The following is a 12,840-nucleotide window of genomic DNA, read 5'->3' as shown; positions in this document are numbered from 1 at the left end:
CGGGCCGGGCTCAGCGGCCGCCGTTGTACGGGCCGTAGGGTCCGTCCGAGCTGGAGCCCCGGCGCGGACCGCGGCCGCCGCCGCCCACCGCGCGCAGCGCCGGCCGGACGTCGACGGTGTAGACGATCACCGCGATCACGCCGATGATCGGCAGGAACGACAGCAGCGGCAGCAGGAACAGCAGCGCCGTGGCGGCACCGAGGAAGAGCAGCCACATGGCCTTGTTGTTCTTGTCCGCCGCGCGGTAGGCGTCCTCGCGGCGGGTGGCCGCGTCGATGAGCATCACGGCGGCATAGACGCCGAGCGCGAGCTGAACCCAGCTCAGCACGCTCTGGAACCCGTAGATCAGCACGCCGTCCACCACCCGTCAGCCGTTTCGTCTCAGTTCGTGCGGCCCTTGCGGCCCCACCGTACCCGGACAACGGGCCGGGCACGTGAGGAGTGCCCGGCCCGTTGTCCGGAGGCCGCCGCTCACCGGCGGCTCACTTCGCGGACGGCGGCGGGGTGCTCTTCTTCGCCGGGCCCGCGGCCGGCTTGCGCTGCGCGGCCGGCTTCTTCGCCGTGGCGGTCCGGGGCTCGGTCGAGGCGGTGGCCTTCGCGCCGGTGCGGGCCCCGTTGGCCGGCACGGTCCTGGCGGGGCCGGAGCCCGGGCGGCTGCCCGCCCCGTCCTTCGGCGCCGGCTCCGGCTCGATCGCCACCGCCAGCTCCTCGACCTGCTCGGCGGCGCCGCCGCGCCAGGTCTGCACCGCGCCGCGGCCGCGCTCGGCCAGCTCGTCGTAGGTCTCGCGGGCCTGCACGGCGACCTCGGCGGCCCGGCCGACGCCGCGCAGCGCCAGCTCCTGTGCCTGGTCGCGGAACTTCTTCAGGTCGCCGTCCAGCGAGCCCAGCAGCTCGGTGAGCTTCTCCTGGGTCTCCTTGGCCTGCTTGGCGACCAGGGCCTGGAGGTCCTTGGGGTCGGTGCTGCGGACCGACTCGAAGCGCTTGGGCGCCTCGGACTTGATCTTCTCGACCAGCTGCGGCACCTCGCCCAGCTTCTCGGCGGCCAGGTCGGCGGTGCCGGCCAGGGCGTACAGCGGGGTGGCGTCGGTCAGGGCCTTGCGGAGGTCATCGGTGGTGATGGCCATGACGTGGTTCCTCCTGGAAACGATGGGGTTGCTCAGGTGGCGTGCGGGCCGCCGTCGGCCTGTGCCTCATGGGGGCGGTCCCCGTCCTTCGGCCCGTCGTCGGACCGCTGCGCGGTGCCGCCGGTCGCGTCGCTGCCGCCGAGCCCGTTCTCCTTGCGGAAGGACTCGTAGATCTGGAGCAGGACCTGCTTCTGACGCTCGGTCAGCGACGGGTCGGTGAGTATCGCGGTCTGCACCCCGGTGCCGTCCGGGGCGCGCCGTTCGTCCAGGATTCCGGCCTGGACGTACAGCGTCTCGGCGGATATCCGCAGCGCCTTGGCCAGCTGCTGGAGGATCTCCGCGCTCGGCTTGCGCAGACCGCGCTCGATCTGGCTGAGGTACGGGTTGGACACCCCCGCGGCATCCGCCAGCTGCCGCAGGCTCAGCTGCGCGGTGCGCCGCTGCTCCCGCAGGAACTCGCCGAGGTTGCCGACATTGAGTGATGCCATGCCTCGATACTGCACGGTAGTGCTAACTATTGCAAGCAAGTGCTAGCAAGAGTGTCGTATCGCGTGCGGGCCCGGCGGCGGCTTCCGGGCGTTGCGGCAGATCGAACCGGCACGCGCCCGGACGGCTACCGGGAAAGCGCGGCCCTGGCGTGCCTCCGCTTCGCCAGCGCGAAGGCCGTTCCGATCCCCGTGAACCCCAGCCCGAGCCCGCCCATGACCAGCGGTAGCACCCACATCTGGATGAACCCGTTGATCCGCGCGTCCCCGGGGGAATCCGCGCGGTAGAGCACCTCGACCCGCTCGCCCACCTCGTACGCCGGAGGCGAGGAACCCGCGGAACCCCGGAACGTCCTCGACGTGCCGTCCGCCGTGGTGAACTCGACCACCGGGTGGGCCGAGGGGCTGCTGCTGCTTCCCCGCCTCCCGATGGAGCCGCCACCGCTCCACTCCAGGCCCGTGGCCGTGCCCCGGGCGCGCTCCGCACCGGTCAGGTACGAGATCGACACTCCCGCCGCGATCAGCCCGACGGCCGAGAGCAGCACCCCGAGTGCGATCGCCCCGAACACGGCCCACCGGGGCGCACTCTGTCCAAGCGCCTGAACCTGCACGCTCTCCCCCTCGTCGGTCTGGCTGAGGGGAACGCCATCGCGGGCATCGGCCGAGGGCGGTCACCCGTCGGCCAGCGCCGCGCGGACGACCGCCGCGGCCGCCTTGCCCGCCGCGATCACCGGTGCGGTGCTGCGCGCGGCACGGCCGAGCATGAAGGCGCCCTCCAGCAGCGCGATCACCGAACCCGCCGTCTCGCGGGCGGCCGGCCGCGGGATGCCGCCGGCCGCGTAGTAGGCGGCGAGGCCGTCGATCCAGCTGTCGAAGACCTCCGAAGTGGCCTGTCGCAGCGGCTCGTTGGTGCTCGCCACCTCCATCGCGACGGTGGCGATCGGGCAGGGGTCGGCGAAGTCGAGCTCGCGCAGGGCCTCCGCGGCGGCGGTGAAGGCGTCGCGGGTGGCGGCGACCCGGTCCTCGTACGGCTCCATGAGCGTGGTGATCAGGCCGAGGTAGACGGCGCCGGAGGTGCGGACCACCTCCTCGCCCAGCTGGGCCTTGCCGCCGGGGAAGAAGTGGTAGATCGACCCGAACGGTGCGCCGGCGGCCGCGGCGATCTGCTTCATGCCGGTCCCGGTGTAGCCGTGGCGACGGAACAGCTCGGTGCCGGCGGTGACGATGCGCTGCTTGGTGTCGCGGGTGCTGGTGTCCTTGCTGTTGCTCACGGGGGAGCCTCCGGGTGGCAGCCGTTGTCGGTGTCCGAGGTTGCCCCTATCCTCTCACTAGAACGATCTATCTAGCAGGCGTGCGACCGAGCCGGAGGCGATGTCATGCCCGAGATCGAGCTGAGCGCAGGGACCATCGACTACGAGGACACCGGCGGCGACGGCCCCGTCGTGGTCCTGGCCCACGGCCCCGCCTTCGATACGTCGGTCTGGGCCGGCGTCGTCGCCGGCCTCCGGCCCGACTTCCGGGTGCTGGCCCCCGTACTGCCGATCGGCAGCCACCGGCGTCCGATGCGGCCGGACGCGGACCTGTCCGCGCACGGCGTCGCGGCGCTGCTGGCCGAGTTCCTGGACCGCCTGGACCTCCGCGACGTCACCCTCGTCCAGAACGACGCCGGAACGGCCCAACTCCTCGTCGGCGTACGGGACGAGCGCATCGCCCGGCTCGTCCTCACCTCGTGCGAGGCGCTGGACAACTACCCGCCGGGCACGCAGGGCAGGATCCTCCGCCGGGCCAGCCGGCTGCCCGGCGGCCTCTTCCTGCTCCTGCAGTCCTTCCGCTTCCCGGCCCTGGCGCGGATGCCGATGTCGCTCGGCGGGATGGCGAAGCGGCGGCTCCCGGCGGAGCTGATCGCCCGCTGGTACGGCCCGCTGCTGACCAGCCGTGACATCCGGCGCGACTTCGCCACGTTCTGCCGCGGCCTGGACCCGGACTGCTACCGGAAGGCGGCCCGGAACCTGCCGTCCTTCACCCGCCCCGCACTGGTCGCCTGGGGCGCCGAGGACCGCATGATGCCCCGCGCCACGGGCCGCCGCCTCGCCGAACTGCTGCCGCACGCCCGCTATGTGGAGATCCCCGACGCCCGCACCCTGGTCCCCTACGACAACCCGGCCGCTCTTACTGCGGAGTTGCGCCGGTTCATCGCGGAGCACCCGCTGCCCGCGCCCGAGGCCGAGGCCGCGCCGGAGCCCGCGCCCGAGCGGCGGTCCGCCTCCGGGCAGTGATGCGCGCGGGAACGGCCGCCGCCCGGGCGTCCCGTCCGGCCCGCGGCGGCCCGGGGCGGAGCGGCGAACGGGCCGCCGCGTCCCGCTTCACGGGCGTTCGGCGGCGGCGATCAGGAAGTTGGGCAGGTGGACATAGCTCTCGATACCGGGCGTGGTGTCCTGCGCTTCGCGCGCCGTACGGGGGTCGAGCCCCGGTTCGGCGATTTCGCGCAACCGGCAGCCGAGGGCGGCGAGTTCGTTGAGGTAGGCCGAGAGCGGACGGTGGAAGTCGGTGGCGCGGAGCTGGGGGATGGGGTACTCCTCCAGGTAGCGGTGCAGGCGGTAGTCGCCGTGTTCGCGCCAGGTCGTCAGGAGCATTTCGAAGGCCGGGTGGTTGACGGAGAAGACGAACAGTCCGCCGGGGCGCAGGGCCTGTACACACGCCCGCAGCGCCGGCTTCCAGTCCGGGATGGCCGGCAGCACCATGCTGCACACCACGGCGTCGAACGGGTCCCCGAGAGCGGGCAGTCGGGTCAGGTCGGCCTGGACGTACCGGATGCCCTGCCCGAGGGCGCGTTCCTTCTCCTGCGCGTAGCCGAACATCGTGTCGGTGGGCTCGACGCCGGTGACGCGGGCGCCGCGGTCGGCCAGCAGCCGACTGAAGTAGCCGTGCCCGCACCCCGCGTCCAGGATGCGGCGTCCGCGCACGTCGCCGAGCATCCGCAGCAGCACCGGATTGACCAGGTGCCGTTTGGCGAAGTCGCCGTCCGGCTCCATCGCCTCCAGCACCTCACGGGGGATGCGGTTCCACTGGGCGATCGCTGCGTCGTTCGTCGGTGGTGTGGTCACCGCCGGGAGCGTAGTGCCGCCGGCACGCCCGTCCAAGAGGTCCGGGACAGCCCGTGCGCGCGCCGCCGTACGGGACGGCACGCCCTAGGGTGGGCAGAAACAGACGTTCGCACACACGGACACGGGGGAGGCCATCATGGCGCGGAAGGCGGACACGAAACCGGTACGGCGGCGGCTGCGCTCCAGCACCGTCATCCTCGGCGGGATGGGGACGCTCGCCGCGGCCCTCACCTCCTGCGGGGCGGAGCCGGACAAGCGCTGCGTGGACCCCGGCAGCTACGACCTCGTCCAGGGGTACCGCGTGGTCAGCCCGGCGCAGTGCAAGGGGAGCGCGGCGTCCGGCAGCACCGCGTCCGGCCGCTGGTACTACGGCTCCGGCGGCTCCGGTCGCTACGCCGACGGCGGCAGCTTCAACAAGAGCCAGGTGGTGGACCGCGGCGGCTTCGGCTGCTCGTCCGGCTCCAGCTCCCGGTACGGCACCTCGGGCGGCTGACCGCGCGATGCATCGCCACACCATCGAGCCCCGCCCCGACTGGCAGGCCACCGTCGAGGCCCAGGGCCTGATCTACCCGCTCACCCGGTACCCCGACGACTCCCTGCGCCCCTACTGGGACGAGAGTGCCTACTACTCCTTCTCGGCGGCCGAGATCGACGAGTTGGAGGAGGTCGTCGAGGAACTGCACGGCATGTGCCTGGCCGCCGCCGAGCACCTCGTCGCCCACGACCGGTTCGCCGACCTCGGCATCAGCGACCCCCGGGTGGCCGCCCGGGTCGCCGAGGCGTGGCGCCGCCGCGCCGAACTCCCCTCCCTCTACGGCCGGTTCGACCTCCGCTACGACGGCAGCGGACCGGCGAAGCTGCTGGAGTACAACGCCGACACCCCCACCTCCCTGGTGGAGGCCGCCAGCCCCCAGTGGTTCTGGATGGAGGACAGGTTCCCCGACGCCGACCAGTGGAACTCGCTGCACGAGCGGCTGGTGGCCGCCTGGAAGCGGCAGGCCCCGCTGCTGCCGCCGGGCGCCCCGCTGCACTTCGCGCACTCGGCCGCCGACGAACTGGGCGAGGACCTGATGACCGTCGCCTACCTGCGCGAGACGGCCGAGCAGGCCGGCCTCGCCACCGAGGCGATCACCGTGGAGGAGATCGGCTGGGACCGGCTCTCCGGCCGCTTCGTCGACCAGCGGCTGCGCTTCGTCCGCGCCTGCTTCAAGCTCTACCCCTGGGAGTGGCTGACCACCGACGCCTTCGGCCCGCACGTCCTGGACACCCTCGACAACGGCGGTGCCACCGGTACCACCCTGTGGATCGAACCGGCCTGGAAGATGCTGCTCTCCAACAAGGCGCTGCTGGCGGTCCTCTGGGAACTCTTCCCCGGCCACCCCAACCTCCTGCCCGCCTACCTGGACGGCCCCCGCGACCTGGCCGCCGGCCCCGGTTACGTCGCCAAACCGCTGCTGGGCAGAGAGGGCGAGGGCGTCACCGTCCACCCACCGGGAGCCGACCCGGCCCGCCCCGAAGAGCCCTGCTGCTACCAGGAGTTGGCGCCGCTGCCCGACTTCGACGGCAACCGGGTGGTGCTCGGCGCCTGGGTCGTCGACGACGAGGCGGCGGGCCTCGGCATCCGCGAGTCGGCCGGCCTGGTCACCGACGAGTACGCGCGCTTCCTGCCGCACGTCATCAGATGAGAAACACCGTGCGGGGGCGGTGGCCCCTCGCTGCGGTCCGCCGGATGCGGCGCGCGGGCCTGGTCCCCGCGACGACGCCGGACGGCGTCTCGGCGCGCTGACTGCCGACCGGTTCCGAGGCCCCGGGGCGAGTGCCCGGGGCCTCGCCGTGTCCGCCTCCGACTACCGCTGCGGCGGCACGGCCCCGGCGGGGGCATCCGGGCGGGTGCCGATGACGACGGTGGCGTAGAGCTCGTCGGAGGTGGCCACCCGGGGCAGCAGACCGCTGCGGCGGAAGGTCTCGATCGCCAGGGGTGCCTGGCGCTCGCCGGTCTCCACCAGCAGGTGGCCGCCGGGCGCCAGCCACCGGGGCGCCGCCGCGGTCACCCGCCGCAGCACATCGAGCCCGTCCGCGCCGCCGTCGAGCGCCACCAGCGGCTCGTACTCGCGGGCCTCCGGCGGCAGCAGGCCGACCTCCTCGGTGGGGACGTAGGGGACGTTGGCGGTCAGGACGTCGATCCGCCCCTGGAGGCGGACGGGGAGCGGGGCGAACAGATCGCCCTGGTGGACCTGGCCGCCGACCGGTATCACGTTGCGGCGGGCGCAGCGCACCGCGGCCGGTTCGATGTCGGCGGCGTGCAGCTCGACGCCGTCGAGCGCGGCGGCCAGCGCGGCGCCCACGGCGCCGGAGCCGCAGCACAGGTCGACCGCCACGGGCCGCCGACCGGTCCGGTCGGCGGCCCGGCGCCCGAGGGCGACCGCCTGGCCCAGCAGGAACTCGGTGCGCCGGCGCGGTACGAAGACCCCCGGGGCCACGGTGATGCGCAGGCCCCCGAACTCGGCCCAGCCGAGGACGTGTTCCAGGGGATGGCCGGACGCCCGCCGCTCCACCATGGCGGCGAGATCGGCCGGGGTGCGGGCGGTGTCGAGGAGGAGCGCGGCCTCGTCCTCGGCGAAGACGCAGCCGGCGGCGCGGAGCCTGGCGATGACGGTGGCCCGCGGCGGCTGCGCGGTCACGGGCGGGACGGCGGTGGGGGACGGCGCGGTGGCGGGCCGGGGCGAGAGCTGGGGCGACACGGTGGTGAGCCTTTCGGGATGCCGAGGGGCGCTTCCCGGGTCACGGATGTCGGGCGGTCACCTAAAGCCGGTGGGACGCACGGACGTGAGACGGGAGCACCTGCCTGGTCTGGCGGGGAATCGGTCTCACCTCCTTGGGGCGGCACGGGCGGGTGCGTTCCGGCGCGACGGTACGCGCCGGGTGGCCGGGCAACAGTACCCGACCGGTGGTCGGGGAGGCGGGGTGGCCGGGTGTCGGATCTCGCTGATGCCGCTCAATTGCCGCTATACGCAAGGAGGTTGATGTCCCGGCTGCCCCGCCCGCCCCTTCGGGCGCTTGCCTGAAGCGCCAGGCCACTCCCGTCCGCGATTCAAGTACAAGAAAGTACTTGTCAGTTCGGAAAGTTCTTGTCAGCATGGTGGATGTCGAAAGCGTGAGCGACGAGGGGGAGAGGTATGGGGGAGTACGCGTCCAGCGATGCGGCGGCCGCACTGGCCCGGGCGGCGCAGCTGGGGGCCACGGTCCGCAAGCGCAGCCGGTGGTTCGTGTGGTACCAGGTCGTCTTCGGTTGCGTGGCCGCCGTGATAGTGCTGGTGGCCGGACTGGTGCAGGCCCCGTACGGGGCGCAGTTGAGCGGTGGGCTCGGGGCCGCCCTGGCCGCCGGACTCGCGGTCTACGCGGCCCGTCAGCCCGTCGCCCGTCGGGGCTTCGCCGTGCGGCACAGCATCTTCATGGGCGCCTGGGTGCTGCTCTACCTGGCCGTGCTGCTGCCTGGCGCGATCCTCTTCCACGGGAATGCGGCCTGGTGGGTGCCCGGAGCCGTGGTGGTCTCCCTGCCGGGCCTGATAGGCGGATATCTGGAGGCACGGAAGTGACAGAAGCGCGCGAGGCGACCCCGGCGGGCCCGGTTGCCGGCCCGGCGGGCGGCGCCGCCCCGTCCGCCGGAAGCCATCCGCGTCACGGGCTGGACGAGGTCATCCACGCCCCGGTCCGCTTCTCCATCGTGGCGGCCCTGGCGGCCGCCGAGAAGGCCGAGTTCGCGTTCGTGCGCGACACCGTCGAGGTGAGCGACTCGGTCCTCTCGCGGCAGGTGGCCACGTTGGAGAAGGCCGGCTATGTGGCGGTCACCAAGGGATACATCGGCAAGCGCCCGCGCACCTGGCTCGCCCTCACGGCGGACGGCCGGGCCGTCTTCGCCGCGCACTGCCGGGCCCTGCGCGCCATAGCGGGCGGCGACGACTGACGGCTCAGACGTAGTCGAAGGCCGGCCAACCCGGGGCGTACGGAGCGCAGTTGACTTGGAGTGCTCTCCAACTCCTACGGTCTGAAGCGTGTTGAGGGGTCGACGCAGCCGCAGGGCGGCGGGCCGCCCCGCCCACTTTTCCGTTCGCCGTATGTGCCTGGAGGCAGCAACCATGACCGAGATCCCCACCCGCCGCCTCGGCGACCTCGTGGTGTCCGCGCAGGGCCTCGGATGCATGGGAATGAGCCACGGCTACGGCGCCTCGGACGACGACCAGTCCGTCGCGACCATCCACCACGCGCTCGACCTCGGCGTCACCCTGCTGGACACCTCCGACTTCTACGGCGCCGGCCACAACGAGGAGCTGATCGGCCGGGCGATCGCCGGGCGGCGCGAGGAGGTGGTGCTGGCCACCAAGTTCGGCTTCGCCAACCGGCTCGGCGAGCCCACCGAGATCCGCGGCGACGCCGCCCACGTCCGCCAGGCGTGCGACGCCTCGCTGCGCCGGCTCGGCGTGGACCACATCGACCTCTACTACCAGCACCGCGTCGACCCCGACGTCCCGATCGAGGAGACCGTCGGCGCGATGGCGGAGCTGGTCGCCGCGGGCAAGGTGCGCCACCTCGGCCTGTCCGAGGCGGGCGCGGAGACCGTCCGGCGGGCCCACGCGGTCCACCCGATCGCCGCGTTGCAGAGCGAATGGTCCCTGTGGACCCGCGATCTGGAGCCGGAGATCGCGCCGCTCTGCCGCGAACTCGGCATCGGACTGGTCCCGTTCTCCCCGCTCGGCCGCGGCTTCCTGACGGGCCGGTACACCACGCTCGACGGCCTGCCGGAGTCCGATCTGCGCCGCACCCAGCCGCGCTTCGCGGACGGCAACCTTGAGCAGAACCTCGCCATCGTGGCCAAGCTCGACGAGCTCGCCGCCGAAAAGGGCGTGAGTGCCGGCCAGTTGGCGCTGGCCTGGGTGCAGCACCGGGGCGACGACGTCGTGCCGATCCCGGGCACCCGCCGCCAGAAGTACTTGGAGGAGAACGTCGCGGCGCTGGAGGTGGCGCTCTCCACCGAGGAGCTCGCGGCCATCGACGCCGCGGCCCCCGTCGGCCAGGTCGCCGGCACCCGCTACGACGCGGCGAGCCTCACCTTCGTCAACAAGTGAGCCACCGGGGGCGGCCTCCCGGCGTCACGGGGCGCCGGAAGCCCGCCCCCGCCGCGGCTCACTCCGGCGACATCACCTCGTACAGATTCCGGTCGGCGTCGAGGAAGAACAGGCCGCGGGGGCACAGGGGATGGTCGGTGCGCCCGTTGTCCGGGTGGCGCGGGTCGTTGCCGTAGGGGACGCCGGCCGACCGGAGGCGGGCGAGGATCCCGTCGAAGGTCTCCGGATCGACGTCGAAGGCCAGATGGTGCCCCTCGGGGGCGGGGACGGCCATGAAGTCGAGGGTGAGCGTCTCGTTCACCCGGACCGGGGCGAAGTGCCCGTCGCGGCCGGCCGGCGGGAGCTCCGGCAGGCCCATGACCGAGGCGAAGAAGCGGGCCGCCGCGCGGTGGTCGGTCGCCGGGACGATGGTGTGGTTGAGGCTGATGGGCATCAGGCGCTCCCGGGGGCGGCGAGGGTGCCGTGGAGCAGCACGGAGACGAGTTCCTCGGGCGTCAGCGACGGATCGGTCGGGCTGTCCGGTCCGGGCAGCCGGCTGAAGAGCAGGCCCAGGAAGGCGGCGGCGACCCGCTCGGGGCTCAGCCGCAGCGCCTCCCGGTCCGGCTCGATCAGCTCCACCACGGCGTCCCGCAGCGCGCGGAAGGACCGGGTCCGTCCGTCCTCCGGCGGCTCGCCGCCCGCCCGCGCCCCCGCCGGGTGCGCCCGGTCGCCGCGGTGCCCGGTGGCGAACAGGCTCCGCAGCACGGTCCCCATGCGCTCCAGGTGGGCGCAGAGCGCCTCGGCGGCCTCGGTGAGCCGGGTGGCCAGCGGTTCGTCCAGCGGGACGGAGGCCAGCTCGCGCAGTACGTGCTCGACGCCCGCCGCCTCGGCCAGGCAGGCATCCAGCAGGGCGTCCTTGTCCTTGAACGCGCGGAAGATCGTGGCCTCGCCGATCCCGGCGGCGCGGGCGATCTGGCTGGTGGTGACGGCCGTCCCGTGCTCCGCGACCAGCGGCAGCGCGGCAGCGACGATCATGGCCCGGCGCTGCTCGACGCTCATGCCGGGGGCGCGGCGGCGAACCGGCCGCTCTTCCAGGGGAGTTGAAGGCGTTGTCTTCATGTCTGCATAGTGCGGAGTGAGTGCTCACTCCGTCAAGGGGTCGTGCGCGGAGGCGCCCCCGCCGCACCCTCCCTAGACTGCGAAAGGAGCCGCCGACGCACCCGGGCCGCCCCGGCCGCAGCCCGCTCGACGTGCGGCGACGACCGGCGGGACGCGAGGAGCGGCAGTCCATGCGGTGGAAACTCGAACTGGTGCCGATCCCGGTGCGCGACGTGGAGCGCGCGAAGCGCTTCTACAGCGAGCAGGTGGGATTCACCGTCGATCACGACATCCGCCTCGACGGCGGTGTGCGCATCGTCCAGCTGACCCCGCCCGGCTCGGACTGCTCGATCGTCCTCGGCGCCGGCGACGGGGTGACGCCGGCGCACCCCGGCTCGGTGCGGGGCGTGCAGCTGGTGGTGCCCGATGTGGTCGCCGCCCGCGCCGAGTTGCTGGCCCGCGGGGTGCCGGTCGGGCCCGTGCAGCACGTGGAGAACGGGGCGCCGGCCGACGGCCCCGGCGACGTCTGGAACTCCTTCGTCTACTTCGACGACCCCGACGGGAACGGCTGGGCGCTCCAGGAGGGCCCGGCGGAGCCCGCCGCCCCCGGAGGCGCCGGGTGACCCCGGAGGAAGTCCGCACAGGAAGGGCCCCTGGAGCGCGCGCCGCCCGAAGGCCGCCGCGGCAGAGGGTGCCTGCCGCAGCGCATACCGCCGGCCGCGCCGCTCAGCCGCCGTACGGGCGGGCCGTGCGGGCCTCCCGCAGCGCCACCGCCCACCAGGCGAGCTGGTGCAGCAGGGCGTCGGCGGCCTGTGCGGGCGGGGCCGGGTCGTGCAGGCGGCCCTCGTCGTCGAAGGGCGCGCCGGTGAGCGCGAAGCTGACCGTCTCCCGCACCGTCGTGGCGTGCAACTCCGCGAAGACCAGCCGCAGTTGCTCGACCGCCCGGAGGCCGCCGGAGATCCCGCCGTACGAGACGAAGCCGACCGGCTTGGCCTGCCACTCGGAGCGCAGCAGGTCGATGGAGTGCTTGAGCGGGGCCGGGAACGAGTGGTTGTACTCCGGGGTGATCACCACGAACGCGTCCGCCTGCTCGACGCGCTTGGCGTAGGCGAGGAACTCCTCGCTGCCGGGCCGGAGTTCGTAGGGGCGCACGGCGTCCAGATCGACGACGTCGACGGTGAGATGCGGGTGCGAGGCGGCGACGTGCCGGGTGAACCACCGGGTGACGACCGGGGCGAACCGGCCCTCCCGGGTGCTGCCGACGATGACGGCGAGGGTGAAGCGCTCTGCGGACATGGGAGTCCTTCCAGGCGGAGTGACTGCGACGCCCGCGACCTTAAAACCTCAATCAAACTTGAGGTCAAGCGGTGCGGGGGGCGAAGCGCGGCCCGCCCCCCTGCACCGCCCGTCAGGCGCGCGGCGCCGTCACTCCGCGCCGAACAGCTTCAGCAGCTCCGTCTTCTCGAACATCCGGGCCGTGTCGACCGCCGACGGCGTACCGGCCGCCGGGTCGGCGCCATGGGCCAGGAGGACCTTGACGACCTCGTCCTCGCCCTTGAACACCGCGCCGGCGAGGGGGGTCTGCCCCCGGTCGTTGGGGCGGTCGGCGTCGCCGCCGCGCTGCAACAGGGCCTCCACCGTCGCGGGGTGGCCGTAGTAGGCGGCCAGCATCACGAGGGAGTCGCCCTTGTCGTTCGTCAGGTTGGCGGGCACGCCCGCGTCCACGTAGGCGGCGACGGTGTCGGTGTCACCGTGCCGCGCCAGGTCGAACACCTTGGCCGCAAGGTGGAGCACCTCGGGGTCGTGCGCGTGCTCGACCGCCTCGGGTCCCTGCGGCTCGGAATTCACGTCGCTCATGGTCGCCGGCCTCCTGCTGTGGTGGGTGGGTACGCACGTGGTGCGGCTGCACCGCCACTCTAGAATTCCC

18 protein-coding genes are annotated in these 12,840 nt (G+C 73.3%); 7 read left to right on the top strand and 11 right to left on the bottom strand.

Annotation, left to right across the window (positions count from 1 at the left end; genetic code table 11):
* Positions 1-10: 10 nt before the first annotated feature.
* From ACIQE0_RS05320 to ACIQE0_RS05300, 5 genes are all read right to left on the bottom strand, one after another.
* Entirely contained in the window at positions 11-352 is a 342-nt protein-coding gene (locus ACIQE0_RS05320) for a DUF2516 family protein (RefSeq protein ID WP_366332260.1), read from the bottom strand.
* Positions 353-482: 130 nt separating this feature from the next.
* Positions 483-1,124, bottom strand: a complete 642-nt coding sequence (locus ACIQE0_RS05315; RefSeq protein WP_366332261.1) for a hypothetical protein — start codon at positions 1,122-1,124, stop codon at positions 483-485.
* Between the two features lie 32 nt (positions 1,125-1,156).
* Positions 1,157-1,612, bottom strand: a complete 456-nt coding sequence (locus tag ACIQE0_RS05310) for a helix-turn-helix domain-containing protein (protein ID WP_384100224.1) — start codon at positions 1,610-1,612, stop codon at positions 1,157-1,159.
* Positions 1,613-1,737: 125 nt separating this feature from the next.
* Complete coding sequence (locus tag ACIQE0_RS05305) at positions 1,738-2,178, bottom strand: DUF3592 domain-containing protein (protein ID WP_402329194.1); 441 nt, start codon at positions 2,176-2,178, stop codon at positions 1,738-1,740.
* Positions 2,179-2,280: 102 nt separating this feature from the next.
* Positions 2,281-2,880, bottom strand: coding sequence for a TetR/AcrR family transcriptional regulator (locus ACIQE0_RS05300; RefSeq protein WP_402329192.1), 600 nt, complete (start codon positions 2,878-2,880; stop codon positions 2,281-2,283).
* 105 nt (positions 2,881-2,985) lie between these two features.
* Between ACIQE0_RS05300 and ACIQE0_RS05295 the strand changes: the two genes are divergently transcribed.
* On the top strand, positions 2,986-3,885 hold the full coding sequence (locus ACIQE0_RS05295; protein ID WP_402329190.1) for an alpha/beta fold hydrolase: 900 nt from the start codon (positions 2,986-2,988) through the stop codon (positions 3,883-3,885).
* 87 nt (positions 3,886-3,972) lie between these two features.
* Here the strand turns inward: ACIQE0_RS05295 and ACIQE0_RS05290 are convergent, their stop codons facing one another.
* Positions 3,973-4,713, bottom strand: a complete 741-nt coding sequence (locus ACIQE0_RS05290) for a class I SAM-dependent methyltransferase (RefSeq protein WP_402329188.1) — start codon at positions 4,711-4,713, stop codon at positions 3,973-3,975.
* Positions 4,714-4,849: 136 nt separating this feature from the next.
* Between ACIQE0_RS05290 and ACIQE0_RS05285 the strand changes: the two genes are divergently transcribed.
* Together ACIQE0_RS05285 and ACIQE0_RS05280 are read left to right on the top strand one after the other, a co-directional pair.
* The gene (locus tag ACIQE0_RS05285; protein ID WP_366332267.1) at positions 4,850-5,206 is read left to right on the top strand and encodes a hypothetical protein; all 357 of its coding nucleotides are present in this window, start codon (positions 4,850-4,852) and stop codon (positions 5,204-5,206) included.
* Between the two features lie 7 nt (positions 5,207-5,213).
* The gene (locus tag ACIQE0_RS05280; RefSeq protein WP_402329186.1) at positions 5,214-6,398 is read left to right on the top strand and encodes a glutathionylspermidine synthase family protein; all 1,185 of its coding nucleotides are present in this window, start codon (positions 5,214-5,216) and stop codon (positions 6,396-6,398) included.
* Between the two features lie 162 nt (positions 6,399-6,560).
* Here ACIQE0_RS05280 and ACIQE0_RS05275 read toward each other — a convergent pair whose 3' ends face one another.
* Entirely contained in the window at positions 6,561-7,454 is an 894-nt protein-coding gene (locus tag ACIQE0_RS05275; RefSeq protein ID WP_402329184.1) for a putative protein N(5)-glutamine methyltransferase, read from the bottom strand.
* Positions 7,455-7,889: 435 nt separating this feature from the next.
* On the opposite strand from ACIQE0_RS05275, the gene ACIQE0_RS05270 reads away from it, so the two are divergent.
* From ACIQE0_RS05270 to ACIQE0_RS05260, 3 genes are all read left to right on the top strand, one after another.
* The gene (locus ACIQE0_RS05270) at positions 7,890-8,309 is read left to right on the top strand and encodes a hypothetical protein (RefSeq protein ID WP_402329182.1); all 420 of its coding nucleotides are present in this window, start codon (positions 7,890-7,892) and stop codon (positions 8,307-8,309) included.
* Complete coding sequence (locus tag ACIQE0_RS05265; RefSeq protein WP_384100240.1) at positions 8,306-8,677, top strand: transcriptional regulator; 372 nt, start codon at positions 8,306-8,308, stop codon at positions 8,675-8,677. The genes ACIQE0_RS05270 and ACIQE0_RS05265 overlap by 4 nt, the downstream gene beginning before the upstream one ends.
* Positions 8,678-8,849: 172 nt before the next feature.
* A complete protein-coding gene (locus ACIQE0_RS05260) occupies positions 8,850-9,836 on the top strand; it encodes an aldo/keto reductase (protein WP_402329179.1) in 987 nt (328 codons plus the stop codon).
* Positions 9,837-9,894: 58 nt separating this feature from the next.
* Here ACIQE0_RS05260 and ACIQE0_RS05255 read toward each other — a convergent pair whose 3' ends face one another.
* Complete coding sequence (locus ACIQE0_RS05255; protein WP_402329177.1) at positions 9,895-10,269, bottom strand: VOC family protein; 375 nt, start codon at positions 10,267-10,269, stop codon at positions 9,895-9,897.
* Positions 10,269-10,850 carry a helix-turn-helix domain-containing protein gene (locus ACIQE0_RS05250; protein WP_366332378.1) on the bottom strand — a complete coding sequence of 194 codons (582 nt, stop codon included), beginning with the start codon at positions 10,848-10,850 and terminating at the stop codon, positions 10,269-10,271. The genes ACIQE0_RS05255 and ACIQE0_RS05250 overlap by 1 nt, the downstream gene beginning before the upstream one ends.
* 254 nt (positions 10,851-11,104) lie before the next feature.
* Here ACIQE0_RS05250 and ACIQE0_RS05245 point away from each other — a divergent pair, with 254 nt between their 5' ends.
* Positions 11,105-11,536, top strand: a complete 432-nt coding sequence (locus ACIQE0_RS05245; protein WP_402329175.1) for a VOC family protein — start codon at positions 11,105-11,107, stop codon at positions 11,534-11,536.
* Positions 11,537-11,639: 103 nt separating this feature from the next.
* On the opposite strand, the gene ACIQE0_RS05240 is transcribed toward ACIQE0_RS05245, so the two are convergent.
* Both ACIQE0_RS05240 and ACIQE0_RS05235 read right to left on the bottom strand, forming a co-directional pair.
* On the bottom strand, positions 11,640-12,209 hold the full coding sequence (locus ACIQE0_RS05240; protein ID WP_402329173.1) for an NADPH-dependent FMN reductase: 570 nt from the start codon (positions 12,207-12,209) through the stop codon (positions 11,640-11,642).
* A 129-nt stretch (positions 12,210-12,338) separates the two neighbouring features.
* Entirely contained in the window at positions 12,339-12,770 is a 432-nt protein-coding gene (locus ACIQE0_RS05235) for an ankyrin repeat domain-containing protein (RefSeq protein ID WP_366332275.1), read from the bottom strand.
* Between the last annotated feature and the right edge of the window lie 70 nt (positions 12,771-12,840).

The organism is Streptomyces sp. NPDC093097 (assembly GCF_044754325.1).
Taxonomy (GTDB): domain Bacteria; phylum Actinomycetota; class Actinomycetes; order Streptomycetales; family Streptomycetaceae; genus Streptomyces.
This window is presented reverse-complemented; position numbering and strand designations above follow the sequence as displayed.